This is a genomic window from Thermus parvatiensis, from assembly GCF_001535545.1.
Lineage (GTDB): Bacteria > Deinococcota > Deinococci > Deinococcales > Thermaceae > Thermus > Thermus parvatiensis.
Window position 1 is genome coordinate 583,782 of record NZ_CP014141.1, and the last position, 25,248, is coordinate 609,029.

A 25,248-nucleotide genomic window follows, 5' to 3' on the forward strand; every position below is an offset into this window, starting at 1 on the left:
CATGGAGCCTGTGGTCCTCTACGGCACCTCCTGGTGTGCCCAGACCCAGCTTTTGAGGCGCCTGCTGGATCGGCTGGGCGTGCCCTACCGGTACGTGGACCTGGAGACCCACCCCGAGGTCCACCCCACTCTCCGCTTCCTCACCGGGGGAAGGCTTTCCCACCCCGTGGTCTACGTGGGCGGGGAAGTTCTGGTGGAGCCCACGCCCGCCGAGCTGGAACGGGCCCTTTGGCGGAGGGGATACCTGTGGTGGTGACCTGCCCCAAGTGCGGGGCCAAGAACCGCCTGGGCACCCCTCCGCCCGGGCAGGTGCCGGTGTGCGGGGCCTGCAAGGCCCCCCTGCCCTGGGTGGTGGAGGCGGACGAGGAGAGCTTCGCCCAGGAGGTGGCGGGGGCGCCTCTGGTGCTGGTGGACTTCTGGGCCCCCTGGTGCGGTCCCTGCCGCATGGTGGCCCCGGTCCTCGAGGCCCTGGCCCAGGAGTACGCGGGCAGGCTCAAGGTGGTGAAGGTGAACACCGACCAAAACCCCTCTCTGGCGGCCCAATACGGGGTGAGGAGCATCCCCACCCTGGTCCTTTTCCAGCGGGGAAACCCCGTGGCCACCTGGGTGGGGGCAAGCCCCAAGCGGGTGCTGGAGGAGCGGCTCAGGCCCTACCTGGGTTGAGGAGGTGAAGCATGTTGGAGAAACTTTGGCCCTTTGGACGCAACCGGGTGCGCAAGGCCTTTGAAGAAGCGCTGGAAAAGGCCTTCAAGGATGTGGAGGTTTTGGAACCCCTCTCGGAGCTCTCTGAGCACGAGGACCACTACCTCCTGCGGGTGGAGGTCCCGGGGCTTGGCCCGGAGAACCTGGAGGTGCGCCTGGAGGGGGACCAGCTGGTGATTGAGGGGGAGAAGCGGGAGGAGAAGCGCACCAAGCACCTCTCCGAGATCGTCTACGGGAGGGTCTACCGGGCCTACCTCCTGCCCAAGGACGCCAAGAAGGAGGGGATCACCGCCCGCCTGGCCAAGGGGGTGCTGGAGGTGAAGATCCCCCGGGAGAAGCACCCCCCCGAGCCCCCGGTGCGCATCCCTGTGGAGGAGGCCTGAGCCTAGCCGCGCCTGGCGGGGGCTTAGGCCTCGGTAAATTGACAGAGAAGCACTCAATAATGTAGAGTGTTCTATAGGGAGGTATGCCCATGCTGATGAAGGTGGCCGAGTTTGAAAAGCTCTTCCGCCAGGCCGCGGGCCTGGACGTGGACAAGAGCGACCTCAAGCGGGTTTCCGACTTCCTGCGCAACAAGCTCTACGACCTCCTGGTGGTGGCGGAGCGGAACGCCAAGTATAACGGGCGCGACCTGATCTTTGAGCCCGACCTGCCCATCACCAAAGGGCTTCAGGAGACGTTGCAGGAGTTCCGCCGCATGGACACCACCCTGGAACTCAAGCCCGTGCTGGACGCCCTGGCGGCCCTGCCGCCTTTGGACCTCGAGGTCGCCGAGGACGTGCGGAACCTCCTTCCCGAGCTTGCCGGGGCCCTGGTGGTGGCCTACGCCCGGGTGCTCAAGGAGCTGGACCCCGCCCTCAAGAACCCCCAGACGGAGCACCATGAACGGGCGGAACGGGTCTTTAACCTCCTCCTCTAGCGTGAGCCAGGCCCTTTTGCTCCAAGCCTACCGGAGGGCCATCCGCCTCGTGTTCAACCTGGTGGTGGTGGCCCTCCTCGTGGGCCTTTTCGTGGGGGCCTGGCGCACCTTCTTGGAACTCGGCTTCACCTTCACGGAGCCCACGGTGCGCCTGGGGCTCAAGGAGCTCGTGACCAACGTCCTTTCCCTTGTGGTTCTCCTGGAGCTGGTCCGGGCCTTCGTGGAGTACTTTGAGCTGGAACGGGTGCGCCTGGAGATCCTCCTGGAGATCGGGATCGCCCTGGCCCTGCGGGAGTTTTTGCTTCTCCTGTATGAGGCCCGGCTTTCCGGTATGGACGTCTTCTTCTGGGGCCTGGGGATCCTGGCCCTGGTGGCCGGGCGCACCCTGGCGGTCCAGTTCTCCCCAAGGAGGGCAGGATGAAGGTAGAGGAAGTGGTCCTTCCCGGCGTGGGGCGCAAGTACACGGTCACGGTCAAGAGTGGGGACCGGATCGTCATCGTCGTCCATCACTCCGGCAAGCGGGAACTCCAGTACTTTGAGGCGGGCGAGGAGGACGAGCCCACCGTGGCCCTGGACCTCACCGATGAGGAGGCCCGGGAGCTTGGGGCCATCCTGGCCGGGGTTCTCTTCCATCCCGAGGCGGTGGGGGATACCCGGAGCAAGCTGGGGGCTAAGGTGATCGAGTGGGTCAAGATCCTCCCCGGTTCTAAGCTCGTGGGGAAGAGGGTCGGGGACCTCGCCCTGCCCCCGGGGGCCCACCTCCTCGCGGTGGACCGGCCCGGGGCCCCCCTCATCCCCCACCCCGGCCCGGACGTGGTCTTAGAGGTGGGGGACACCCTGGTGGTGGCGGGGAGCCGAGAGGCGGTGGAGGCCCTGAAGAGGAGTTTCTGATGCACCCTTCCCTCGAGGCCTTCGCCCTGGCCGCAGGGCTTTTGGCCCTGGGGGCGGCCCTGGTGCACCGCTTCGGTTTCCCTCCCCTCCCCGTCTACCTCCTCACGGGGCTTGTGGTGGGGGAGAGGCTTCACGTGGAGGACCTGGAGCCCCTCCCCTCCTTGGGGCTTTTGCTCCTCCTCTTCTCCGTGGGGCTGGAGTTCGGCCCGGACCGGCTTCGGGAGCTTTCGGGGAAGGCCCTGCGGGCGGGGTTTTTTGACGCCCTGGCCCTCCCCCTGGGTTTCCTCCTCGGCCTCCTCGCCGGGCTGGACCTGAGGGGGGCCCTCCTCCTCGCCGGGGTGATCTACATCAGCTCCAGCGCCGTCATCGTCAAGCTCATCATTGACCTGCGCCGCGCCGCCAACCCCGAAAGCGAGGTGGTCCTCGGGGTCTTGGTCCTGGAGGACCTGGTCATCGCCCTCCTCCTTGCCCTCCTGGGCGTTCAGGGGCCCGTGGGCTTCCTCGGGGGGGTGGCCCTGGTCCTCGCCTACTTCCTCTTCGCCCGCTTCCTGGGCCCGAGGCTCGTCCGCTTCATGGAGGGGCTTTCCGACGAGCTGGTCCTCCTCCTCGGGGCCGCCTTCACCGCGGGCACCGCCCTCCTCTTCCACGCCGTGGGGGCCTCGGAGGGGGTGGGGGCCTTCCTCTCCGGGGTCATCGCCGCGGGGCTTGGCCTCAGGGAGAGGCTTGAGCACCTCTTCGGGCCAGTGCGGGACCTGGGGGTGGCCCTCTTCTTCCTCGTGGTGGGGGCGGAGGCCTTAGGCCTCCTTCGGGGGCTTACCCCTTGGGCGGTGGGGCTTGTCCTCCTGGGCCTCCTTCTCAAGCTCCCCCTGAACCACCTGGGCGGGGCGAGGGCGGGCCTCGGCCGGAAGCGGCGGCTCTACAGCGCCCTCTACCTCGTGCCCCGGGGCGAGTTCAACTTGGTGCTTGGGGCCTTGGCCTTAGGCCAGGGCTACCCCCTGGTGGCCCAGGTGGCCGTGCTTCTGGTTCTGGTCTCCATCCCTCTTGGGGCCCTCCTCATCCGCTTCGCCCCCGAGATCGCCCAGGCCCTCTACCCGGAGGAGCACCCCAAGAAGAGGGCCAAGCGGGCTGAGGAAAGCCCCGTAGAATAACGTTTGCCGGAGGTGGCGTATGGACATCTTTTTCCAGCTTTTTTGGCTCTTCTTCATCCTCTCCGCCCTCTCCCCTTACTTCCAGCAGCAGTGGCTCCTCGGGGCCAGGACCCGCAAGATCGCCGAGCTGGAGAGGCGGCGGAAAAGCCGGGTCATCACCCTCATCCACCGCCAGGAGGCGGTGAGCTTTCTGGGGATCCCCATCTCCCGCTACATCAACATTGACGACTCGGAGCAGGTCCTGAGGGCCATCCGCCTCACGGACAAAAACGTGCCCATAGACCTCATCCTCCACACCCCAGGCGGCCTGGTGCTCGCGGCGGAGCAGATCGCCGAGGCCCTCCTCCGCCACCCCGCCAAGGTGACGGTCTTCGTGCCCCACTACGCCATGTCCGGGGGGACGCTCATCGCCCTCGCCGCCGACGAGATCGTCATGGACGAGAACGCCGTCTTGGGTCCCGTGGACCCCCAGCTTGGCCAGTACCCGGCGGCGAGCATCGTCAAGGTCCTGGAGAAGAAGCCCCTTTCCGAGATCGACGACCAGACCCTGATCCTCGCCGACGTGGCGGAGAAGGCCCTTAGGCAGGTGAAGGCCACCGTGAAGAACCTCCTCCGGAAGCACATGCCCGAGGAGAAGGCGGAGGAGGTGGCCACCCTTCTCTCCCAGGGCACCTGGACCCACGACTACCCCATTGACGTGGAGCAGGCCCGGAGCCTGGGGCTTCCCGTATCCACGGAGATGCCTATAGAGGTCTACGAGCTCATGGAGCTCTACCCTCAAGCCCAGGGCCAGCGGCCCAGCGTCCAGTACGTGCCCCTGCCCTACCGCCAGGGTCCGCCGCGATGATCCCCCTGCACGACATCAACCCCGCGCGCCGCCCTGCCCTAGTGGTCCGGTCCCTGGTGGCCCTCAACGTGGCTGCCTTCCTCCTGGAGCTCCTTCTTGGGCCTTCCCAGGTGGTGGCCAAGATGGGCTTCGTCCCCGCCCTCTTCTTCCAAGACCCCCTGGGCGAGGGTTACCGGATCCTCACCAGCATGTTCCTCCACGGGGGGCTTTTCCACCTCCTCTCCAACATGTGGTTCCTGTGGGTGTTCGGGGACAACGTGGAGGACCGGATGGGAGGGGAGCGTTTCCTCCTCTTCTACCTCCTGGGCGGGGTGGCGGCGGCCCTGGCCCAGGCCCTGTTCATGCCCGCCTCCACCGTGCCCATGATCGGGGCGAGCGGGGCGGTCTCCGCCGTCCTTGGAGCCTATTACGTTCTCTTCCCCCGGGCGTACGTGATCACCCTGGTCTGGTTCGTCCTGCCCTTCACCCTGGCCCTGCCCGCGGGCTTTTACCTGGGGTACTGGGCCTTCCTCCAGCTGGTGCAGGGGCTTTTGGGCGTGCCGGGCATCGCCTTTTGGGCCCACCTCGGCGGGTTCGTCTTCGGCGTGGCGGCGGTGCGGGCGTTCCTTCCCCGAAGGCGGCTCTGGTAGACTGGGGCCCATGAAGGTCAGGGACCTGATGACCCAAGACCCTGTGGTCCTAGGGCCGGAGGCTACCTTGGAGGAAGCCGCCCGCAGGATCCTGGAGACCCGCTACGGGGGCTTCCCCGTGGTGGACGGGGAGGGGAAGCTGCTCGGCGTGGTCCAGGTGGAGGAGCTCCTGCCCCACCCGGAGAACGTCCCTTTCTCCGACGTGGAGGCCTTGCAGCTTTTCGGGGAGTGGGTGGATGAGGACGTCCTGGCGGAGATCTACCGCCGCTACCAGCGCACTCCCGTGAAGGCGGTGATGCGCACCGAGATCCCCAAAGTCCACCCCGATGACCCCCTGGGCAAGGCCCTTAAGGTGGTCCTCACGATCGACCTGCACCACCTCCCGGTGGTGGACGAGAAGGGCAAGGTGGTGGGCATCCTCACCCGGAGCGACTTCCTGAAGCTCATCCTAGGGAGGAGTTGATGCACGGCGCGGAACACCTGTTGGAGATCTTCTATCTCCTTCTCGCGGCCCAGTTGATGGCCTTTGTCTTCAAGCGCCTGAACCAGCCCGTGGTCATCGGGGAGGTGCTCGCGGGCGTGCTGGTGGGGCCCGCCCTCCTCGGCCTGGTGCACGAGGGGGAGGTTCTGGAGTTTTTGGCCGAACTGGGGGCCGTCTTCCTCCTCTTCATGGTGGGCCTGGAGACCCGGCTTCGGGACATCCTGGCCGTGGGGAAGGAGGCCTTTTTGGTGGCCGTTTTGGGGGTAGTCCTCCCTTTTCTGGGGGGGTACCTCTACGGCCTGCAGATCGGGTTTGAAACCCTTCCCGCTCTCTTCCTGGGCACCGCCTTGGTAGCCACCAGCGTGGGCATCACTGCGAGGGTCCTCCAGGAGCTTGGGGTCCTTTCCCGCCCCTACTCCAGGATCATCCTGGGGGCGGCGGTGATTGACGACGTCCTGGGCCTCATCGTCCTCGCGGTGGTGAACGGCGTGGCGGAAACGGGCCAGGTGGAGGTGGGGGCCATCACCCGGCTCATCGTCCTCTCCGTGGTCTTTGTGGGGCTTGCCGTCTTCCTCTCCACCCTCATCGCCCGCCTGCCCGTGGAGCGGCTCCCCGTGGGAAGCCCCCTGGGCTTCGCCCTCACCCTGGGCGTGGGGATGGCGGCCCTGGCGGCCAGCATCGGCCTCGCCCCCATTGTGGGGGCCTTCCTCGGGGAATGCTTCTCTCCGAGGTGCGGGAAAAGTACCGTCTGGAGGAGCCCATCTTCGCCATAGAGAGCTTCCTCGCCCCCATCTTCTTCGCCATGGTGGGGGTGAGGCTGGAGCTTTCCGCCTTGGCGAACCCCGTGGTGCTGGTGGCGGGGACGGTGGTCACGGTCATCGCCATCCTGGGCAAGGTCCTGGGCGGCTTCCTCGGCGCCCTCACCCAAGGGGTGCGGAGCGCCCTCACCGTGGGGGTGGGCATGGCCCCCCGGGGGGAGGTGGGCCTCATCGTGGCCGCCTTGGGCCTCAAGGCGGGGGCGGTGAACGAGGAGGAGTACGCCATCGTCCTCTTCATGGTGGTCTTCACGACCCTCTTCGCCCCCTTCGCCCTGAAGCCCCTCATCGCCTGGACGGAAAGGGAGCGCGCCGCTAAGGAATAGCCTTGTAGGCGGCGTAGGCGGAGAGCACCTTGGCGAGGTACTCCCGGGGCTCGTCCCGCTCCTGGAAGCGGAGGAAGGCGTAGAGACCCCCCTCCCGGGCGATGCCCCTTAGGGTGTAGCCGATGCCCCCGTTGTAGGCGGTGACGGCGCAGGCGAGCCTCTCCACGCCGGAAAAGGCGGCACACCGCTCCAAAAGCCAGTGGAGGTAGCGGGCGGCGTAGCGGATGGCGCTTTGGGGGTCAAAGGGGTCGGCGGGGGGCTCCCCCAGCATCCTCGCCACGTCCGCCCAGGTGCTCCGTAGGAACTGGGCGAGGCCCAAGGCCCCCGTGGGGCTCACCGCCTTAGGGTCAAAGCGGCTTTCCACGTGGAGGAGGGCGAAGAGGAGGTCGGGGTCCAGCCCCTCCTTCCCCGCGTAGCCCTCCACCCACTCCCGGTAGGCCCGCGGGTAGGCGAGGGCCGTGGGCCAGGCGGCCCGGATCCCCTCCCTATAGGCCCCCAGGCGGTAGAGGAGAGGGACGAGGGCGGGCCAGTCCTTTGGGCGCCGCCAGAGGGCGTAGCGCACCTCCCCCCGGGCCCAGGCCGCCTTGCCCCCCCGGACCAGGGCCTCCACCAGGGGGGTAAGCGGGGCCGGGGGGGCCTCGAGGGCCTGGGGGGGCGGGCTTGGCCTCTTGCCCACGAGGAGGCCCAGGCCCCCCTCGAGGCGGGCGTAGGCCTCTTGCCGCGCCTCTCCATTCCCGAGCTCCCCGGCGAGGAGGTAGGCGCGAAGGGCGGCGTCGTCGGCGTAGGGGCTTTCCCCTTGGGCGAGGCGGAGGTAGACCCCTAGGGCCTCCTCCTTCCGCCCCAGGCGCTCAAGCAGGGCCGTGGCCCGCCAAAGCCCCTCCGGGGTGCTCGCCAGGTAGCGGGCAAGGGCCTCCTCCACCCGCCCCATCCCCTCCAGGAGGCGGCCTTGGGCCAGGCGGCTTTCCGGGTGGTCGTAGCGGGCGAAGGCCTGAAGGGCCTCCTCCCGCCTCCCGAGCCGCCAGAGGGCGTAGCCCAGGCCCAGGTAGCCCCTCGGGTCCGCTTCCGCCCAGGCCCGGTAGTGGGGAAGGGCCTCCTCGTAGCGCCCCAGGCGGTAGAGGGCCTGGGCGCGGAGGTCGGGCCTTTCCCCCTCGGGGAGGGCCTTGAGGAGGGGCTCGTAGGCCCGGCCGCGGAAGAGGGCCTCCCAGAGCCTTTCCCCCTGGCCGAGGCGCAGAAGGGCCTGGACGGCCTCCTCCTTGGGGAGAAGCCTCGCCCAGGCGGAGAAGGCCCTCGCGTCTTCCGCCGCCTCCAGGAGGGGCGCCGCCACCCGCCAGGCCGCCTCCGCCTCCCAGCCCGGCTCAAAGGCCCGGGCCTCTTCCAGGAAGAGGGCGTAGCGCCAGGCGTACTCCGCCCGTTCGGCGAGGGGGAGGTCTTCCTCGTCTATAAGGAGCCAGCCCGCGAGGAGGCCCGCGTACCCCTGGGCCTCGAGGGCCACCTGGCGGAGGTCCTCCTTCCCGCCCCTTTCCAGGGTGGCGTAGGGCTCGGGCAGACCCTGGGCCCGGCAGGCGGCAAGGAGGAGGAGGAGAAGGAGCCAGCGCACGCCTTAGAGCTTAGGCCCCTCCCCTGAGAAGCGGAAAAGAGCCAATCCTTCCCACAAGGAAAGGCCTCTGGCGGAAGGGAGGGAGGCGGGCTTAACCTGGGGAGGCTTATGGAAGGCCGTATCCCCCCCCACAGCCTCGAGGCGGAGCAGAGCGTCCTGGGGGCGATCCTCCTGGACTATCAAGTCCTGGACGAGATTGAGGGCCTGCTCCCCACCCCCGAGGCCTTCTACGCCGAGGCCCACCGCAAGATCTACGCCGCCATGCAAAGCCTGCGGGCCGAGGGGGCCCCCGTGGACCTGGTGACCCTCGCCGAGGAGCTTTCCCGCCGGGGGGAGCTGGACGGGGTGGGGGGGATCAGCTACCTGATGCAGCTTTCCGAGGCCACCCCCACCGCCGCTTACGCCGAGCACTACGCCCGCATCGTGGCGGAGAAGTGGACCCTGCGCAGGCTCATCCAGGCGGCCGGGGAGGCCATGCGCCTCGCCTACGAGGAGGCGGGAAGCCTGGACGAGATCCTGGACCAGGCGGGGAAGCGGATCCTGGAGGTGGCCCTGGCCCAGACGGAGGTGGAGGCCCGCTCCATGCGGGAGCTCGTCCACGAGACCTTTGAGCACATTGAGGCCCTCTTCCAGAACAAGGGGGAGACCGCCGGGGTGCGCACGGGCTTCAAGGAGCTGGACCAGCTCATCGGCACCCTCGCCCCCGGCTCCCTGAACATCATCGCCGCCCGCCCCGCCATGGGGAAGACCGCCTTCGCCCTCACCATCGCCCAGCACGCCGCCCTCAAGGAGGGGGTGGGGGTGGGGATCTACTCCCTGGAGATGCCCGCGGCCCAGCTCGTCCTCCGGATGATGTGCTCCGAGGCCCGCATCGACATGAACCGGGTCCGGCTCGGCCAGCTTTCCGACCGGGACTTCTCCCGCCTCGTGGACGTGGCGGGCCGGCTTTCCGAGGCCCCCATCTTCATCGACGACACTCCGGACCTCACCCTTATGGAACTCCGCGCCCGGGCCCGGAGGCTCAGGAGCCAGCACAACGTGGGCCTGATCATCATAGACTACCTCCAGCTCATGTCGGGGCCCGGAGGGGGCAGAAGGGGGAGAACCGGCAGCAGGAGATCGCCGCCATCTCCAGGGGGCTCAAGGCCTTGGCCCGGGAGCTCGGCGTGCCGGTGATCGCCTTAAGCCAGCTCTCCCGGGCGGTGGAGGCGCGGCCCAACAAGCGCCCCATGCTCTCGGACCTGAGGGAATCGGGCTGCCTCACCGGGGACACCCTGGTGCAACTGGGGGATGGCTCCCGGCAGCCCATCCGCAACCTCGTGGGAAAAAGCGGCTTTGAGGTGCTGGCCCTCGACGAGGCCACCCAGAAGCTGGTGCTGGCTCGGGTAAGCCGGGCCTTCTCCACCGGCGTAAAACCCGTCTTCGCCCTCACCACCAGGCTAGGACGCCACATTCGGGCAACGGCCAACCACAAATTCCTCACCGCACGGGGTTGGAAGCGGCTGGACGAGCTCACCATAGGCGACTACCTGGCCCTGCCGCGGAAACTAATCCCCTCGCAGCAGCAGACGCTCGGGGAAGAAGAGTTGGCCCTGTTGGGCCACCTGATCGGGGACGGTTGCCTCCTGCCCCGCCACGCCCTGCAGTACACCACCCGGGAGCCTGACCTGGCGCAAACCGTGGTCAGCTTAGCGCAAGCGGTGTTCGGTGAGGCCATCACCCCCAGGATCAAGCCCGAGCGAGGTTGGTTCCAGGTCTACCTGAGCGCTAGGGAAAGGCTTGGGCCGGGTAGGCGCAATCCGGTAGCGGCATGGCTCGAGGCCCTGGGTATATGGGGTCTGCGCTCCCACGAGAAGCGGGTTCCTGAAAAAGTATTTACCCAACCTGCCCCTGCCATCGCCCGCTTTCTACGGCATCTTTGGTCCACAGATGGTTGCGTCCACCTACAGCAAGGCGGTGCCTCCTACCCTCGGGTCTATTTCGCCACCAGTAGCCAGCAACTGGCCCTAGACGTGCAGACCCTTTTGCTGTATCTGGGCATCAACGCCAGGATCAAACGCCTTCCGCAAAAGGGCAAGGGGCGCGACCAGTTCCACGTCATCGTCAGCGGCCGCTCCGACCTGCTGCGTTTTGTTCGCGAGATTGGCGCCGTAGGGAGCCGCAGGCGCCAGGTTTTGGCCCAAGTAAAGGCTTACCTGGAAGCTCACCCAGAAAACACCAACCGGGACGTGATTCCCCGCGAGGCATGGTTGCCCCTGGCCCTCGCCGGCCTGGCCGTCTCAGACCTTTCCCACCGGGAACTGTACCGGGCCATAGGCACCGCCTACTCGGGGCAACCCTCTTCCGGCAGAACCTCGGTCGTGAACGTGCCCTCCAGGTGGCCAAGGCCCTGGACGCACAAGCCCTGGAATATCTGGCCACAAGCGACATCTACTGGGACAAGGTGGTCTCCATTGAGGCGGCCGGGGAGGAGGAGGTCTTTGACCTCACGGTTCCCGGTCCCCACAACTTCGTGGCCAACAACATCATCGTGCACAACTCCATAGAGCAGGACGCCGACCTGGTGATGTTCATCTACCGGGACGAGTACTACAACCCCCACTCGGAGAAGGCGGGGATCGCCGAGATCATCGTGGGCAAGCAGCGCAACGGCCCCACGGGGACCGTGGAGCTCCAGTTCCACGCCCAGCACGTGCGCTTCAACGACCTGGCTAAGGAGACCTAGGCCCGGGAGAGGAGGGCCGAGGCCCCCTCCTTGAGGGCTTGGGCGAGGTCCCGGTGCCCCAGGGAAAGGCCTAAGGAGAGGGCCTCGAGGTAGCTCTCCTCAATCAGGGCCACCTCCATGGCCACGAGCTTCTCAAAGGCCTCCACGGCGCTGTAGACCTCGTGCCCCCTGAGGGCCATGCGCATGTGCTCTAGGGAAAGCTCCTGGACGAGGCCCATGGCGGGGATCATGGCCCGGGGGCCGATGCCGAGCCGGGCGTGCACCAGGCCGATGCGCCGCCTCCTTTCGGCGTAGGCCCGGTCATAGACCCCCGAGAAGAGTTCGCCGTACCAGCGGGCGAAGGTCCGGTAGAGCCTCTCCACCCGCCCCGGCTCGGCGTGAAGGATGGCGCCGAGCTCCGGGTCCCGCCCCAGGTAGTCGTAAAAGGCCAGGGCCACCTCGTGGGCGATGGGGACCATGACCTCGCCGAGCTCCCTAAGGAGGGCGGCGTGGGCCTCGGTGAAGCCCGTACGGCGCTTGAGGAGGTCCAGAAGCTCCCCGGGGTCCACGGGACAAATGTACCTGTCCCGGACCCTTCCCGTCCAGGCAGGGGACGCGGGCCCCCTCAAGGAGGCGATGGAAAAGCCCGGCCTAAGAAGCCGGGCCGAGCTGGTCCGCTGGGCGGTAGAGGAAAAGCTCGTGTGAGGACCCCAAAAGCCCCACCCTGCTGTGAGCTAGCCCAAGGGAGCCCCTTGAGAACCCTTTGCCGGGGCCCCCATGCTGGCGCAAGCCAGCATGGGGTGGTATTACTCCGTGCTCACCCCCTGGTCCACCTGCTGGCTCACGGGTTCCACCATGCGGAAGTGCTCCGCCGGGTTCTCCAGGAGCTTTTCCAGCCGCTTCGCCTTCTCCTCCCGCTTGGCCTCCCGGAGCACCCGGATGTAGGCGGAAAGGAGCTCCCGCACGTCCTCCACGCCCCTGGCGTCCAGGGGCTTCACCGCCACCTTGGCCCCCTTGGCCAGCCGGCGCTTCATGGCCTCCTCCGTGAGGCCCATCTCCGGCCAGTAGCGCAGGTAGACCCGTCCCCCGGTCATGCCCGAGCAGATCCAGGGCCCGGGGTCCCCGAGGACCAGGGCCCGCCCCCGCGTCATGTACTCAAAGGCGAAGCCCTTGGCCTGGGCCCGGGCGGCGAGGTTGCCGAGGTCGTCCCGCAAGGGGCGTTCGGGCTCCCCACCCAGGATCACGTCGGCCCCGGAAAGCCGGATGCAGAAGCGGCTGTCCGCCACCCCCTCCACGATGAGAAGCCCCCCGATGGCCCCGTAGGCGAAGCTCTTGCCCACCGAGCCGTCCACGTAGGCGCCGAAGGGGTTCTTGCCCTTAAGGACGGCCACGGTGCCGCCGAAGGCGCTCTTGGCCACCCCGTCTTGGGCCCCGCCTTCCACCACCACCTTCATCCCCTCCACGTTGAAGGCGGCAAGGCCATTGCCGGCGACGCTCCCCGCGTCAAAGCGGAGCTCCACCTCCGCGTCAAAGCCCTTGCCGTAGAGGCGCCGCCTGGCGATCTCCCCGGCGAGGTGGGCCCCAAGCGCCCGGTCCGTGGAGTCCACGGGGCCTTCCTGGAAGACGAGGCGCTTGCTGCCCTCGGCGTAGGCGGCCATGACCACCTCGGTGATGGTGCGGGTGAGCTGGTTCAGGGGCTTCCTGAGGACGTGGGCGGAGGTGTCCTTGAGCCACTCGGGCTCTTCCACGGGGGCGAAGAAGTAGCTGAGGTCTAGCTCCTCCAGGTGGTCCCTCTGGTAGAGGAGGTCCGAGCGGCCGCGAAGCTCCTGCAAGGAGCGGGCCCCCAGGGCGGCCACGAGTTCCCTCAAGGCCTCCCCCATGGCCCCGAAGAAACGGGTGAGCTGCTCCACCGCCCGGTCCAGGTCCTGGGGGACGAAGCGCTTAAGCCCGTGGGCCATGGCCTCCTCCACCGTCTCTATCTGGGTGGTGATGCCCACGTGGCAGGTGTCCAGCTGGCAGCCCCGGCAGATGGTGCAGCCGATGGCCACCATGGCCATGGTGGCCATGCCCACCCGGTCGGCCCCCAGGAGGACCATGCGCAGCACGTCGTAGGCGGTCTTGAGGCCCCCGTCCGCCCAGATCTCCACCTTGTCCCTAAGCCCCGCCCGCACCAGGGCGCGGTGGACCCGGCGCACGCCGAGCTCCACGGGAAGCCCCGCGTACTTCAGGGCGTGGAGCCTGGCCGCCCCCGTCCCCCCCTCAAACCCGGAGAGGGTGATGACGTCCGCCCCCGCCTTGGCGATGCCCACGGCGATGGTGCCGATGCCGGGGATCACCGGCACCTTCACCGAGACGAGGGCCTTGGGGTTCACCGTTTTCAGCTCCTCAATGAGCTGGGCCAGGTCCTCAATGGAGTAGAGGTCGTGGTTGTTGGAGGGGCTGATGAGGTCCACCCCGGGGACGGCGTTCCGGGCGGCCGCCACCTTGGGGGAGACCTTCTTGCCGGGGAGGTGCCCCCCTTCCCCGGGCTTCGCCCCCTGGCCGATCTTGATCTCGATGACGCTCGCCGAGTTCAGCATGTAGGCGTGGACCCCGAAGCGGCCCGAGGCCACCTGCTGACCCCGCCAGGGGGTGTACTTGCCCAGCATGTCGGGGATCTCCCCGCCCTCCCCGTTGATGCAGAGCATGTTGAGGCGCTTGGCGGCTTCGGCGTAGGCGCGGAAGGAGGCCTCCCCCTGGGAGCCGAAGCTCATGGCGCTGATGACGAAGGGCAGGGAGTGGGCCCCCACGGAGAGGTCCACCTCCTCCGGGGCCACGTCGCTCCTTTCGGGGAAGCGCACCTCCAATAGCTGCCTGGCCGCCACGGGGTTTTCCCGCTCTAAGGCGCGCACTTTCTCCTGGAAGTGGGCGTAGGGGGCCTTCCCCGAGGCCACCTCCTGGGCCGCCTTGTAGATCCTGGGGTTGAAGCGGAAGTCCTTGGCGGGCATGACCTTTTCCGCCCGGAGGAACCCCTCCCGCTCCAAGAGGGTCCGCTCCAGCTCCAAAAAGCCGTACCCCGCCTTCTCCGAGCCCAGGAAGTTGCGGGTGCCGAAGTACTCGGCGAGCTCGGGCTTGAGGCCGATGGCGCTGAAGATCCGGCCGTAGCCCCTTAGCTCGTGGATCCCCATGGTGGAGATGACCTTCTCCAGCCCCTTCTTCAGGGCCTCGAGGACCCCGGCGAGCCCCTTCCTCCCCTCCAGGGCCCGGGCCTTCTCCTCCATGAGCCAGGGGGCCACGGCCTCGGCGCCGAGGCCCAGGAGGAAGGCCACGTCGTGGAGGTTCCGCACGCCCCCGGAGTGGACGAGGAGCGAGGTGCGCCGCCTCAAGGCCACCCCCTCGGCGTCCTGCTTCATGAGGGCCCGGTTCACCGCGGCCACGGCGAGGCCCACGTCAATCCACACGCCTCCCTGGAAGGCCTCCCGGTCGGAGAGGATGAGGACCTCGGCCCCTTCCTCCACGGCCTTCACCGCTTCCTCCTCCAGGCGCTTGAGCCCGGCCAAAAGCCCCTCCTCCACGGTGAACTGGGGGATAAGGGTCTTGGTCTTAAAGCGGGCCCGCACCTCCTCTAGGGTCAGGGTGCCGAAGGCCTCCGCCAGGGCCTGGTCCTCCTCCAGGACGATGGGGAGGAGGAGTTCCTCCACCCTTCCCCCGCCCCGGCCGTCGGGCAGGGGGCGGCGGCCCAGGAGGGTGCGGGTGGAGAAGTGCTCCACCTCCCGCTCCCGGTCAATGGCGGGGTTGGTCACCACCGCCACCGTCTCCTTGAAGAACTCGGAGAGGTTGGGCTTTTCCGGGTTGAGGGCGGCGAGGGGCCCGTCGTAGCCCAGGGAGCCGATGGGCTCGTTCCCCGTCTTGGCCAGGGCCTCGAGGTAGGCCTGGTCCCAGCGGTCCCAGCCGAAGGCCCGCTCCAGGCCCAAGGGGGGCGGGGCGGGCTTCTCCTCCACCTCCACCCCGCTTCCCCCCGCCAAAGGAGGCGGGGCCTGGCGGAGGGGGCCCGTCAGGTGGACCCGGTACCCCTCCACGGGCGTGCGGGCGGCGATCCTCTCCAGAACCTGCCGCTGGTGGCGGTCAAAGGGGAGCACCTTGGCCCCTTCGGGGGTGAGGCGGAGGTAGACCTTCTCCCCTGGGGCTAAAGGCTTGGGCTCGGAGACGAACTCCTCGGCGCTGAAGACCCCGCGCTCGGAGGAGAAGACGAGCTCGTAGGGGGTTTCAAACTGCCAGAGGGGCCTCAAGCCCATGGCGTCGGTGGCGAAGACGGCCTCGTCCCCGTGGCGGCTCACGATGGCCGCGGGGCCCTGGGCCAGGGGCCCGAAGCGCTGGCGCAGGGCCATGTAAAGGTCCTGAAGGTCCTCGGGCAGGGCCTTGATCTCCCCCAAGACGGGGGGGAAGACCAGGTCCATGGCCTCGGGGAGGGTGAGGCCGTAGCGGTAGATGAGCCCCTCCAGCATGCGGTTCAGGTCCTGGGAGTCCGAGCCCCCGGTCCGGGGGATGCCCAGGAAGTCCATCTCCCGCCTCAGGCGCTCAATGGTGTTGATCTCGCCGTTGTGGCCGATGAGGCCGAAGGGCTGGACCTGCTCAAAGTTGGAGAGGGTGTTGGTGGAGTAGCGGTTGTGGCCCAAGGCGATGCGGCTTTTGAACTCGGGGCGGGAGAGCTCGGGGTAGTAGCGCTTGAGAAGCTCCGCCGCCCCCCGCACCTTGTAGACCACGCTGTGGGTGGACAGGGAGACCACGTGCACGGGGAAGCTGGCCTCGAGCCTCAGGCCCAGCTCCCACAGGGGGGCGTCCCCGTCCGGGGAGAGCCCCGCCACCTGGAGGAAGAGGGGCTCCGTGCGCCGCCCCACGGGGCCGAGGACCTCGCTCACCACCTCTCCCCGTCGGAAGAGGACGGGGCGGACGCCGAGCCGCTGCCCTTCCCGCCGCAGGAGGTCCTCAAACTCCTGGAGCCTGCCCGCCTCCTTCTTGGGCACGAAGAAGTGGCCCACGAAGAAGCGGGGGTTATGGGCCAGGCCCGGGTCCAGGCCCGCCTGTTCCAGGAAGAGCGCCCATAGCTCCCGGGGGATGTCGGTTTGGATTCCCGTGCCGTCCCCCTCGCCCCGGATGGCCCCCGCGCGGTGGGCCATGCGGTAGAGGCTCTCCAGGGTCCTCCGCACCACGCGGTGGGAGGGCTTGCCGCTCTTTTCCGCCATGGCGATGATGCCGCAGGCGTCCCGACCTAGGGGGATGTCCGGGTAGGCGTCCTTCCAGCTCATCTTCGGGCTCCTTTTGCTTGGGGGTGGGTGGGGGTAAAAGAATGCACGTTGTTCCTGGGATTATACAGGCCGCGCCCGGCCCGGTCAAGCCACCTCGGGCTTGCCTAGTAAATTGCCTTGTACCCCGGAGGGGGCGGGAGAAGGGAGAGAAGAACCCTAAGGCCGTAGGCGATGAGCTCCAAAAGCGCCCGCGCCATGGCCGTCCAAGGCTTCCGCTCCCAAAGGTACCCCCCACCCAGCCGCGTCTTCATCCCCCCAAACACCCCCTCCACCACCCCGCGAAACCGGTACACCTCGGGGTCCCACCCCTCCCGCGCCCGCACCCGCGCCTCCTCCCTGGCCTCGCCCCCGCCCCGAAGCCGGATCACCGGCCGCACCCCCGCCTCCCCCAAAACCCCCCACACCTCCTTCCCGTCAAACCCCGCGTCCGCCAAAAGCCACCCCCGGGAAGGAGGAAACCGCTTTAGCACCTCCCCCCCAAGCCGGGGGTCCGGGGCGTAGCCCTCCCCCACCACTCCACCCCAGGGCCACAAGAGCCGCCTCTCCCTATCCCACCGCATCAGGGCCAGAAGCCGCGCGTGCCCCCGCACCCGCCGCACCTCCTTCCCCCGACGAAAGCGGAGAAGCCGGTCCTTGCTCCGGTAGGCCAGCCCCGTGGTGTCCATGAGGTAGAGGGGGGGAAAGCGCCGCCAGGTGTGCCGGCGCCTCGTCCGAAGCCGCTTCGCCTTCCGGCGAGGACTCCGGGGCGAGATGGGCCTCCAGTTCCCGGGAAAGCCTCTCCAGGAGGGCCTCAAGGAGTTTGGGGTCCAGGTGCTTGAGGGCGTAGCGGGCCAGGGACTGGTGGGAAGGGAAGGGGCCTTCCATCAGGTCCTGGAGTGAGGCCTCCGTCTCGCGGTAGGTGAGGTGGAAGAAGGCGCGGAAGAGAAGGAGGGCCAGGTAAAGGGCGTGGCTGTAGCGCCAGGGGCGGCCCCGCTTGCCTTTGGGGGTGGGAGGGGCCACCTCCCGGGCCAGGCGCAGGCAGTGTTCCAGGACCTCCTTGGGGCTTGCCTCCCTGCGAAGGAAGCCTCGCTTGCCCATCAGGAGAGAGATATACACCCGTCCTCCTGACCTTTGCAAGGCAAGCCCAGCCACCTCGGGAAAACCCAGACTTGACCTATATGCGGCTCCTGGAGTAAAGAGGGGGCATGACCCTGCGCGAAGCCCTGTCCCAGATCCCCGACCCCCGGGCCCGCAACCGGCAGTACCCCCTGTGGAGCCTCCTGGCCCTCATCCTGGTGGCTTTTCTTTCCCGCGTGGACTCCCTGAGGGGCGTGGAACGCTTCGCCCGCACCAACCCCCACCTCTTGCCCCACCTGGGCCTGCGCAAGGCCCCAGGCCACACCGCCATCACCCTTCTCCTTCACCGCCTGGATCCTGAAAAGCTCCAAGCGGCCCTCCTCCAGGTCTTCCCCGAAGCCGACCTTGGGGAAGTCCTGGTGGTAGACGGGAAGCACCTGCGGGGAAGCGGCAAGGGGAAAAGCGCCCAGGTCAAGCTGGTGGAGGTCCTGGCCCTGCACCTCCATACCACCCTGGCCCAGGCCCGGGCGGAGGGGAGGGAGGACCAAGCCCTTTTGGAGCTCCTGGACCGCCTGGGGGCGGAGGGGCTCAAGGGGAAGGTGGTGGTGGGGGACGCGGGGTACCTGTACCCGGAGTTAGCGGGGAAGGTGGTGCAAAAAGGGGGGCGTACCTCTTTGTCCTGAAGGCTAACCAGGGGGAACTTTTGGAGTGGGCCTTGGAGGTGTTCAAGGGCATGGAGGAGAGGCGGCTTCCTGGCGAGACCGAGGCGGTGTGGAATCTGGTGCGGGATGGGGAGGTGTGGACCTACCGGGTTTGGGCTTCCCCCTACCTGCCGGAAGAGGTGCGGGCCTTTCCCGGGTGCCGGCAGGTGGTGCGGATGGAGCGGGAGGTGAGGCACAAGGGGACGGGGGAGGTGCGGCGGACGGTGAGCTACGCCCTCACCAGCTTGGGGCCGGAGGTGGCGGAGGCGAGGCGGCTTGGGGAGCTTCTCCTTTACCGGTGGGAGGTAGAGAACCGGTCCTTTTGGGTACGGGACGTTCTCCTCCACGAGGATGCCTGCCAGGTGCGGGGGGTGGGGGCACAGGTCTTGGCGGCCCTCCGGGCCTTTCTGGTCTCCATGCTTCACCGCCAAGGGGTCAGGGAGAAGAAGGCGGCCTTGGAGGCCTTCTCCTTCAACCCCCTCTCCGCCCTGCGCTTCCTGGGGCTCTATGCGGTATAGCGGTCAAGTCTGGGGAAAACCTTCCCAAAGCGGGGCCTTCGCCTTGACAACTTCAAGGGGAGGGGCTAGACTCTTCTTTGGCGTTTGGGCCGCTAGCTCAACTGGTAGAGCAACCGACTCTTAATCGGTGGGTTACAGGTTCGAGTCCTGTGCGGCCCACCAACGCGCCCCCCGGGAAACCGGGGGTTTTCCTTATCGGGGGTATCATGGGCGGCATGGTGCGGGTGCCCGAAAGCCCCGAGGCCCTCTTGGAGCTGGACCTGCCCGAAGGGGAGCCCTGGGGGTACGCCTTCGCCCAGGCCCTTCTCCGGGCCCCCTGGGCCTTCCGGGCCTTAAAGCCCACGCCGGGCCTTCTGGACCTCATCCGCTGGGATCTGGAGAGGCTTCACCGGGAGCTGGAGGCCAGGCGCCGGACCTGGCCCTTGGGCGCCTTGGGGCTGAGGTCCCCCCACCCCGCGGAGGAAGCCCTTCTCCAGGCGCTTCTTCGCCGGGACCCCGAGGGCGTGGTGGAGGCCTTACGGGCCCACGGGCCCTGGCCCTTCGCCCTCTACCGGGCCTTCCGATTTGACGGGGAGGTCCACCCCCTGCGCACCCTGCGCCTGCCCCGGAGGGACGAGCTCGTGGGCTACGAGGCCCAGCGGGAAGCCCTCGAGGCCAACGCCCGGCGCTTCCTCTCCGGCAAGCCCGCCCTCCACACCCTCCTCTACGGGGCCCGGGGCACGGGAAAGAGCACCGCCGCCAAGAGCCTCCTCCACCTGGAAGGGGCCCGCATGGTGGAGGTGGAAAAGGGGGCCTTGCCCCGCCTGGGAGCGCTTTTGGAGCAGCTCGCCTCCTTGCCCCACCGCTACCTCCTCTTTTTGGACGACCTCTCCTTGGACCCCGAGGACGAGGCCTTCCACCACCTCAAGGCCCTCCTGGAGGGGAGCCTCGAGGGCCCTCCCGAGAATGTCCTCCTCCTCGCCACCTCCAACCGCCGCCACCTGGTGCGCCGCCTCGGGGAAAACCCCTTGCCCGGGGAGGCCCCCGAGGCCTGGGACGTCCTCCAGGACACCCTGGCCCTTTCCGAGCGCTTCGGCCTCGTCCTCACCTTCCCGCCCCTGGACAAGGCCCTCTACCTGAAGGCCGTGGCCCACCACCTGGGGCGGTCCCTGACCCCCGAGGAGGAGGGGAGGGCCCTGCGCTTCGCCCTGGAGCGGGGCTTCTCCGGCCGGGTGGCCCGCCAGTTCGCCCAGACCCTGCTCTAGGCCCTTTCCTGGTAGGCCAGCGCCGCCTCCACGAAGCCCACGAAGGGCGGGGAAGGGCGCATGGGGCGGCTCTTGAACTCGGGGTGGCTCTGGAGGCCGAGGAAGAAGGGGTGGTCCTTGAGCTCAATGGCCTCCACGAGCCCCGCCCCCCGGCCCCGCATCCCCGGGGTGGTGGCGGAGACCACGAGGCCCGCCCGCTCCAGCCCGTCCACGTAGAGGGGGTTCACCTCGTAGCGGTGGCGGTGGCGCTCCAGCACCTCCTCCTTGCCGTAAAGGCGGTGGAGGAGGGTGCCGGGCTTGATGCGCATGGGCCAGTCCCCAAGGCGCATGGTCCCCCCAAGGCCTTCCACCTCCAGTTGCTCGGGCATGAGGTCAATCACCGGGTGGGGGGTGTAGGGGTCAAACTCGGTGGAGTTCGCCCCCTTGAGGCCCGCCACGTTGCGGGCAAACTCGATCACGGCGATCTGGAGGCCGAGGCAGATCCCGAGGTAAGGGATTTTCCGCTCCCTGGCGTACTGGGCCGCCCGCACCTTGCCCTCAATGCCCCGTACGCCAAACCCTCCCGGGACCAGGATGCCGGAGACGTCCCGGAAGGCCTCGTCCAGGTCCGCCGCCTCGAGGCTTTCCGCGTCCACCCACTTCACCTCCACCCGGGCCCGGTTCTTGATTCCCGCGTGGCGCAAGGCCTCCAGGAGGGAGAGGTAGGCGTCCGGCATCTTCACGTACTTCCCGGCGATGGCGATCCTGACGGTGCGCTCGGGGTGTTTGAGGACCCGGACCGCCTCCTGCCAGAAGGAGAGGTTGGGGATCACCGCCTCGAGGCCCAAGGCCCGCTCCACCGCGCGGCCCAGGCCCTGCTCCTCCAGGAGCAGGGGGACCTCGTAGAGGTGCTCCACGGTGGGGCTACTGAAGACGTGGCCCGGGCGGACGTTGGTGAAGAGGGCGACCTTCCTCCGCACCTCCTCGGGCACGGGCCGGGCGGAGCGGAGGACCAGGATGTCGGGCTGGATCCCCACGCCCCGTAGGGTGGCCACGGAGTGCTGGGTGGGCTTGGTCTTGAACTCCTCGCTGGTCTCCAGGTAGGGGACCAGGGTGAGGTGCAGGTAGAGGGTATTTTCTTCCCCCTCGTCAAAGCGGAACTGGCGGATGGCCTCGAGGAAGGGGAGGCTCTCAATGTCCCCCACTGTCCCCCCCACCTCCACCACCACGATCTCCGCCTTCTGCTCCTCGGCCACCTTGCGGATCCGCTCCTTGATCTCGTCGGTGATGTGGGGGATGACCTGGACCGTCTGGGAGAGGTACTCTCCCCGGCGCTCCTTCTGGATCACCGAGAGGTAGACCTGCCCCGTGGTGAGGTTGTTCCCCCTGGAGAGGTCCATGTCCAAGAAGCGCTCGTAGTGGCCGATGTCCAGGTCGGTTTCGGCCCCGTCTGCGGTGACGAAGACCTCCCCGTGTTCGTAGGGGCGCATCGTCCCCGCGTCCACGTTGACGTAGGGGTCTATCTTGATGGCCGTCACCCGGTACCCCCGGGCCCGGAGGAGGGCCCCGAGGGAGGAGGTGAGGATCCCCTTGCCTAGGCTGGAAACCACGCCGCCCGTGATAAAGACGTACTTTCTGGGCTTGGGACCCGCGTCGGCGCTCCCGTTCACGGGTCTTCAGCCTACCACATCTGGCGCGGGGCCAGGGGGATGTGGTAAAGTCTTCTTTGGCGTTCTTGCGGGGTCCCCCGATCCCCCGTCAAGAACAAAGGAGGGCCCTGGTGAAGACGTACGTGCCGAAACAAGTGGAACCCCGCTGGGTTCTCATTGACGCGGAGGGCAAGACCTTGGGGCGGCTTGCCACGAAGATCGCCACCCTCCTTCGGGGCAAGCACCGCCCCGACTGGACCCCCAACGTGGCCATGGGGGACTTCGTGGTGGTGGTCAACGCCGACAAGATCCGCGTCACCGGGAAGAAGCTGAAGCAGAAAATCTACACCCGCTATAGCGGCTACCCCGGGGGGCTTAAGAAAATCCCCTTGGAGAAGATGCTGGCCACCCACCCCGAGCGGGTGCTGGAGCACGCCGTGAAGGGGATGCTGCCCAAGGGGCCTTTGGGCCGCAGGCTCTTCAAGCGGCTCAAGGTCTACGCCGGGCCCACCCATCCCCACCAGGCCCAGAAGCCGGAGAAGCTGGAGGTTTAGCGATGGAGCAGTATTACGGCACCGGAAGGCGCAAGGAGGCGGTGGCCAGGGTCTTTCTCAGGCCCGGTAACGGCAAGGTCACCGTGAACGGCCAGGACTTCAACGAGTACTTCCAGGGCCTGGTGCGCGCGGTGGCCGCCCTGGAGCCCTTGCGGGCGGTGGACGCCCTGGGCCGCTTTGACGCCTACATCACCGTGCGGGGCGGGGGGAAGAGCGGCCAGATTGACGCCATCAAGCTGGGCATCGCCCGCGCCCTCGTCCAGTACAACCCCGACTACCGGGCGAAGCTCAAGCCCCTGGGCTTCCTCACCCGGGACGCCCGCGTGGTGGAGCGGAAGAAGTACGGCAAGCACAAGGCCCGCCGCGCGCCCCAGTACTCCAAGCGTTAAGCCCTGGCGCAGGAAGCACCCCGGGAACTTCCCGGGGCGCTTTTCCCTTGGACCTAGCCCTGCTTTTTGGCGAACTCCTCCCTGAGCTCCCTCCTCAGGATCTTCCCCACGCTGGACTTGGGGAGGCTTTCGCGGAACTGGATGATGCGGGGGACCTTGTAGGCGGCAAGGTTCTGCCGGCAGAAGGCCTCGATGTCCTTTTCTGTGACCTTGCCGCGGTACTCCTCCTTGAGGACGAGGAAGGCGGCCACGGTTTCTCCCCGGTAGGGGTCGGGGACGCCCACCACGGCGGCTTCCTGGACGGCCTCGTGCTGGTAGAGGACTTCTTCTACTTCGCGGGGGTAGATGTTGTAGCCGCCGGCGATGATCATGTCTTTTTTGCGGTCTACGATGTAGAAGTAGCCGTCCTCGTCCATTTTGGCCATGTCGCCGGTGTAGAGCCAGCCGTCTTTGAGGGTCTTCTCTGTTTCTTCGGGGCGGTTCCAGTAGCCTTTCATGACGTTGGGGCCCTTGACGATGAGCTCGCCCACCTCGCCCATGGGGACCTCCTTCCCTTCCTCGTCCACCACCTTGGCCTCCACGCTGGGCAGGGGCATGCCGATGGAGCCCTTCTTGATGAGGCCGAGGACGGGGTTGGAGTGGGTCACGGGGCTCGCTTCGGAGAGGCCGTACCCCTCAATGAGCCTCGCCCCGGTGAGCTCTTCAAAGCGCTTGGCCACCTCCACGGGCAGGGGGGCCGCTCCGGAGAGGCAGATGCGGATGCTCTTGACGTTCCGTTTTTCTATGCCGGGGAAGTTGTTGAAGGCCACGTAGAGGGTGGGGACGCCGGGGAAGTGGGTGACCTGGTGTTTTTCAATGGCCTCCACGATGGCCTTGATCTCGGGCCTCGGGAGGAGGACGATCTTGTAGCCCGAGAAGAGGCCGTAGTTCATGGCCACGGTCATCCCGTAGACGTGGAAAAAAGGCAGGGCCCCGAGCATGACCCCTTTGCCCACGAGGTCCTTGGAGGTGGGGTCCCAGGCGTCAATCTGGAGGACGTTGGCCACGAGGTTTTTGTGGGTGAGCATCGCCCCCTTGGAGAGGCCCGTGGTGCCCCCGGTGTACTGGAGGAGGGCGAGGTCCTCGGGGCCGGGGACGTGGGGCTCGGCGGGGGGCGCTTGAGGAGTTCGGCGAAGGCGTGGAAGCCCTCCCGCTTGGGGAAGCCCAGGGGAAGGCCGTCCCGCTTGGCCTTCAGGGGGTAGAGGAGGTTCTTGGGGAAGGGGAGGAAGTCCTTGATCCCCGTGACCACCACCCGCTTCACCGGGACCTCCTTTTCCACCTCCAAAAAGCGGGGGAGGAGGTGGTCCAGGATCACCAGGGTTTCCGCCCCGGCGTCTTTGAGTTGGTGCCGTAGCTCCCTCGGGGTGTAGAGGGGGTTCACGTTCACCCCCACGCCCCCGGCGAGGAGGGTGCCGTAGAAGGCGACGACGAACTGGGGGGAGTTGGGGAGCATGATGGCCACCCGGTCCCCGGGCCGCACCCCCAGGTCCTTAAGCCCCTGGGCGAAGCGGCGGGCGAGGCCCCATAGCTCCTGGTAGCTGAGGGTCTTCCCCAGAAACTCCAGGGCGACGTTTTGGGGGAAGCGGCGGGCGCTTTCCTCCAGGAACCGCCAAAGGGGAATGGCGGGGACCTCGATCTCCGGCGGAACACCGGGGTCGTAGTGGGCCAGCCACGGCTTCTCGCGTACCCGGTCCATCTCTTGCCTCCTTTGCCTTTAGGCTACCAGAGGCTTTGTACCGGGTTCAAGACCTCCCGGGTGTACCATGGGGGTATGCGCTTTCGCGACCGCAGGCACGCCGGGGCGCTCCTCGCCGAGGCCTTGGCCCCCTTGGGCCTCGAGGCGCCCGTGGTCCTGGGCCTGCCCCGGGGCGGGGTGGTGGTGGCCGACGAGGTGGCGAGGCGTCTGGGCGGGGAGCTGGACGTGGTCCTGGTGCGCAAGGTGGGCGCCCCGGGAAACCCGGAGTTCGCCCTGGGGGCCGTGGGGGAGGGAGGGGAGCTTGTCCTCATGCCCTACGCCCTGCGGTACGCCGACCAAAGCTACCTGGAGCGGGAGGCGGCCCGGCAGCGGGACGTCCTCCGCAAGCGCGCGGAGCGTTACCGGAGGGTGCGGCCCAAGGTGGCCCTCAAGGGCCGGGACGTGGTGCTGGTGGACGACGGGATGGCCACAGGGGCGAGCATGGAGGCGGCCCTCTCCGTGGTCCTTCAGGAGGAACCGAGGCGGGTGGTGGTGGCCGTGCCCGTGGCGAGCCCGGAGGCGGTGGAACGGCTTAAGGCCTGGGCGGAGGTAGTGGCCCTTTCCGTCCCCCAGGACTTCGCCGCCGTGGGGGCGTACTACCTAGACTTCGGCGAGGTGACCGACGAGGACGTGGAGGCCATCCTGCTAAAATGGGCGGGATGAAGCCCGTGGTGAAGCAGGCCGCAAGCGTGGAGGCCCGCCCCGTGGAGCGGGGGGAGAAGGCCTTCATCCAGGTGCTCATCGGTCCGGAGGACGGGGCCCCCCACTTCATCCTCCGCAAGTTCACCCTCCTGCCCGGCGGGCGCATTCCCAAGCACCGCCACCCCACCCTGGAGCACGAGCAGTACGTCCTCTCCGGGCGGATGAAGGTGACCTTGGGGGACGAGGTGCGGGAGGTGGCGGCGGGGCAGGCCGTCTTCATCCCCGCCGGCACCCCCCACGCCTACGTGAACGAGGGGGAGGAGCCGGTGGAGTTCCTCTGCATCATCCCCAAGACGAGCGGCTACGCCACGGAGTGGCTGGAGGGGTAGGGGACACGC

22 protein-coding genes, 1 tRNA gene and 7 pseudogenes are annotated in these 25,248 nt (G+C 67.9%); 24 read left to right on the forward strand and 6 right to left on the reverse strand.

All coding sequences use genetic code 11. The annotated features are described in order from the left end of the window. Window position 1 precedes the first annotated feature (1 nt). The 11 genes and pseudogenes from AV541_RS03350 (at window position 2) to AV541_RS03400 (ending at window position 6,758) form a co-directional block, all read left to right on the forward strand. The gene (locus AV541_RS03350; RefSeq protein ID WP_008633052.1) at window positions 2-256 is read left to right on the forward strand and encodes a glutaredoxin family protein; all 255 of its coding nucleotides are present in this window, start codon (window positions 2-4) and stop codon (window positions 254-256) included. Beyond that, complete coding sequence (gene trxA, locus AV541_RS03355; RefSeq protein ID WP_060384228.1) at window positions 247-663, forward strand: thioredoxin; 417 nt, start codon at window positions 247-249, stop codon at window positions 661-663. Before AV541_RS03350 ends, trxA begins: the two co-directional genes overlap by 10 nt. Before the next feature lie 11 nt (window positions 664-674). Further along, a complete protein-coding gene (locus AV541_RS03360) occupies window positions 675-1,085 on the forward strand; it encodes an Hsp20/alpha crystallin family protein (RefSeq protein ID WP_060384229.1) in 411 nt (136 codons plus the stop codon). A gap of 89 nt (window positions 1,086-1,174) precedes the next feature. Continuing rightward, on the forward strand, window positions 1,175-1,621 hold the full coding sequence (locus AV541_RS03365; protein WP_060384230.1) for a DUF1931 family protein: 447 nt from the start codon (window positions 1,175-1,177) through the stop codon (window positions 1,619-1,621). Beyond that, a complete protein-coding gene (locus tag AV541_RS03370) occupies window positions 1,584-2,042 on the forward strand; it encodes a phosphate-starvation-inducible PsiE family protein (RefSeq protein ID WP_014629218.1) in 459 nt (152 codons plus the stop codon). The genes AV541_RS03365 and AV541_RS03370 overlap by 38 nt, the downstream gene beginning before the upstream one ends. Then, complete coding sequence (locus AV541_RS03375) at window positions 2,039-2,512, forward strand: cation:proton antiporter regulatory subunit (protein WP_060384231.1); 474 nt, start codon at window positions 2,039-2,041, stop codon at window positions 2,510-2,512. Before AV541_RS03370 ends, AV541_RS03375 begins: the two co-directional genes overlap by 4 nt. Beyond that, window positions 2,512-3,660 (forward strand): cation:proton antiporter, encoded by a 1,149-nt coding sequence (locus AV541_RS03380; protein ID WP_060384232.1) that lies wholly within the window; start codon window positions 2,512-2,514, stop codon window positions 3,658-3,660. Before AV541_RS03375 ends, AV541_RS03380 begins: the two co-directional genes overlap by 1 nt. Window positions 3,661-3,679: 19 nt before the next feature. Continuing rightward, window positions 3,680-4,507, forward strand: coding sequence for an SDH family Clp fold serine proteinase (locus AV541_RS03385; protein WP_014629221.1), 828 nt, complete (start codon window positions 3,680-3,682; stop codon window positions 4,505-4,507). Continuing rightward, window positions 4,504-5,136 (forward strand): rhomboid family intramembrane serine protease, encoded by a 633-nt coding sequence (locus AV541_RS03390; RefSeq protein WP_014629222.1) that lies wholly within the window; start codon window positions 4,504-4,506, stop codon window positions 5,134-5,136. Before AV541_RS03385 ends, AV541_RS03390 begins: the two co-directional genes overlap by 4 nt. Before the next feature lie 10 nt (window positions 5,137-5,146). Then, window positions 5,147-5,599 carry a CBS domain-containing protein gene (locus AV541_RS03395; protein WP_060384233.1) on the forward strand — a complete coding sequence of 151 codons (453 nt, stop codon included), beginning with the start codon at window positions 5,147-5,149 and terminating at the stop codon, window positions 5,597-5,599. After that, a pseudogene (locus AV541_RS03400) lies at window positions 5,599-6,758 on the forward strand (cation:proton antiporter). Before AV541_RS03395 ends, AV541_RS03400 begins: the two are co-directional and overlap by 1 nt. Here the strand turns inward: AV541_RS03400 and AV541_RS03405 are convergent. Next, entirely contained in the window at window positions 6,748-8,355 is a 1,608-nt protein-coding gene (locus tag AV541_RS03405) for a transglycosylase SLT domain-containing protein (RefSeq protein ID WP_060384234.1), read from the reverse strand. The pseudogene AV541_RS03400 and the gene AV541_RS03405 sit on opposite strands and share 11 nt — an antisense overlap. A gap of 108 nt (window positions 8,356-8,463) precedes the next feature. Here AV541_RS03405 and dnaB point away from each other — a divergent pair. The 4 pseudogenes from dnaB to AV541_RS13325 all read left to right on the forward strand — a co-directional run. Further along, a pseudogene (dnaB, locus tag AV541_RS12075) lies at window positions 8,464-9,626 on the forward strand (replicative DNA helicase); the annotation flags it as partial. Between the two features lie 6 nt (window positions 9,627-9,632). Then, a pseudogene (locus AV541_RS12080) lies at window positions 9,633-10,442 on the forward strand (LAGLIDADG family homing endonuclease); the annotation flags it as partial. 158 nt (window positions 10,443-10,600) lie between these two features. Continuing rightward, window positions 10,601-10,867, forward strand: a pseudogene (locus AV541_RS13320) (hypothetical protein); the annotation flags it as partial. 27 nt (window positions 10,868-10,894) lie between these two features. Continuing rightward, window positions 10,895-11,080 (forward strand): annotated as a pseudogene (locus AV541_RS13325) (DnaB-like helicase C-terminal domain-containing protein); the annotation flags it as partial. On the opposite strand, the gene AV541_RS03415 reads toward AV541_RS13325, so the two are convergent. Then, window positions 11,077-11,628, reverse strand: coding sequence for a protoglobin domain-containing protein (locus AV541_RS03415; RefSeq protein WP_060384235.1), 552 nt, complete (start codon window positions 11,626-11,628; stop codon window positions 11,077-11,079). The pseudogene AV541_RS13325 and the gene AV541_RS03415 overlap by 4 nt on opposite strands. A gap of 7 nt (window positions 11,629-11,635) precedes the next feature. Between AV541_RS03415 and AV541_RS13005 the strand changes: the two genes are divergently transcribed. Continuing rightward, entirely contained in the window at window positions 11,636-11,764 is a 129-nt protein-coding gene (locus AV541_RS13005) for a hypothetical protein (protein WP_014510647.1), read from the forward strand. 101 nt (window positions 11,765-11,865) lie between these two features. On the opposite strand, the gene AV541_RS03420 is transcribed toward AV541_RS13005, so the two are convergent. Together AV541_RS03420 and AV541_RS03425 are read right to left on the reverse strand one after the other, a co-directional pair. Beyond that, complete coding sequence (locus AV541_RS03420; protein ID WP_060384236.1) at window positions 11,866-16,344, reverse strand: glutamate synthase-related protein; 4,479 nt, start codon at window positions 16,342-16,344, stop codon at window positions 11,866-11,868. A 104-nt stretch (window positions 16,345-16,448) separates the two neighbouring features. Further along, window positions 16,449-17,096: a transposase gene (locus tag AV541_RS03425; RefSeq protein ID WP_244880633.1), complete on the reverse strand. Its 648-nt coding sequence runs from the start codon at window positions 17,094-17,096 to the stop codon at window positions 16,449-16,451. On the opposite strand from AV541_RS03425, the gene AV541_RS12090 reads away from it, so the two are divergent. The 4 genes and pseudogenes from AV541_RS12090 (at window position 17,038) to AV541_RS03450 (ending at window position 19,863) form a co-directional block, all read left to right on the forward strand. Further along, the gene (locus AV541_RS12090; protein WP_223966770.1) at window positions 17,038-17,223 is read left to right on the forward strand and encodes a hypothetical protein; all 186 of its coding nucleotides are present in this window, start codon (window positions 17,038-17,040) and stop codon (window positions 17,221-17,223) included. The two genes, AV541_RS03425 and AV541_RS12090, sit on opposite strands and share 59 nt — an antisense overlap. A gap of 305 nt (window positions 17,224-17,528) precedes the next feature. Further along, a pseudogene (locus tag AV541_RS13500) lies at window positions 17,529-18,619 on the forward strand (ISAs1 family transposase). 86 nt (window positions 18,620-18,705) lie between these two features. Then, a tRNA-Lys gene (locus AV541_RS03445) sits at window positions 18,706-18,781 on the forward strand. Between the two features lie 53 nt (window positions 18,782-18,834). Next, on the forward strand, window positions 18,835-19,863 hold the full coding sequence (locus tag AV541_RS03450; protein WP_167345965.1) for a DUF815 domain-containing protein: 1,029 nt from the start codon (window positions 18,835-18,837) through the stop codon (window positions 19,861-19,863). Here AV541_RS03450 and AV541_RS03455 read toward each other — a convergent pair. Continuing rightward, on the reverse strand, window positions 19,860-21,512 hold the full coding sequence (locus AV541_RS03455) for a CTP synthase (RefSeq protein WP_060384239.1): 1,653 nt from the start codon (window positions 21,510-21,512) through the stop codon (window positions 19,860-19,862). The two genes, AV541_RS03450 and AV541_RS03455, sit on opposite strands and share 4 nt — an antisense overlap. Before the next feature lie 110 nt (window positions 21,513-21,622). Here AV541_RS03455 and rplM point away from each other — a divergent pair, with 110 nt between their 5' ends. Both rplM and rpsI read left to right on the forward strand, forming a co-directional pair. After that, window positions 21,623-22,045 (forward strand): 50S ribosomal protein L13, encoded by a 423-nt coding sequence (gene rplM, locus AV541_RS03460; protein ID WP_060384240.1) that lies wholly within the window; start codon window positions 21,623-21,625, stop codon window positions 22,043-22,045. 2 nt (window positions 22,046-22,047) lie between these two features. Further along, window positions 22,048-22,434, forward strand: a complete 387-nt coding sequence (gene rpsI, locus AV541_RS03465) for a 30S ribosomal protein S9 (RefSeq protein ID WP_008632991.1) — start codon at window positions 22,048-22,050, stop codon at window positions 22,432-22,434. Window positions 22,435-22,487: 53 nt separating this feature from the next. Here rpsI and AV541_RS03470 read toward each other — a convergent pair. Continuing rightward, window positions 22,488-24,169: pseudogene (locus tag AV541_RS03470) on the reverse strand (long-chain-fatty-acid--CoA ligase). 75 nt (window positions 24,170-24,244) lie between these two features. On the opposite strand from AV541_RS03470, the gene AV541_RS03475 reads away from it, so the two are divergent. Beyond that, the gene (locus AV541_RS03475) at window positions 24,245-24,871 is read left to right on the forward strand and encodes a phosphoribosyltransferase (RefSeq protein ID WP_060384241.1); all 627 of its coding nucleotides are present in this window, start codon (window positions 24,245-24,247) and stop codon (window positions 24,869-24,871) included. Next, complete coding sequence (locus AV541_RS03480; protein ID WP_011173512.1) at window positions 24,859-25,239, forward strand: cupin domain-containing protein; 381 nt, start codon at window positions 24,859-24,861, stop codon at window positions 25,237-25,239. Before AV541_RS03475 ends, AV541_RS03480 begins: the two co-directional genes overlap by 13 nt. Window positions 25,240-25,248: the final 9 nt, after the last annotated feature.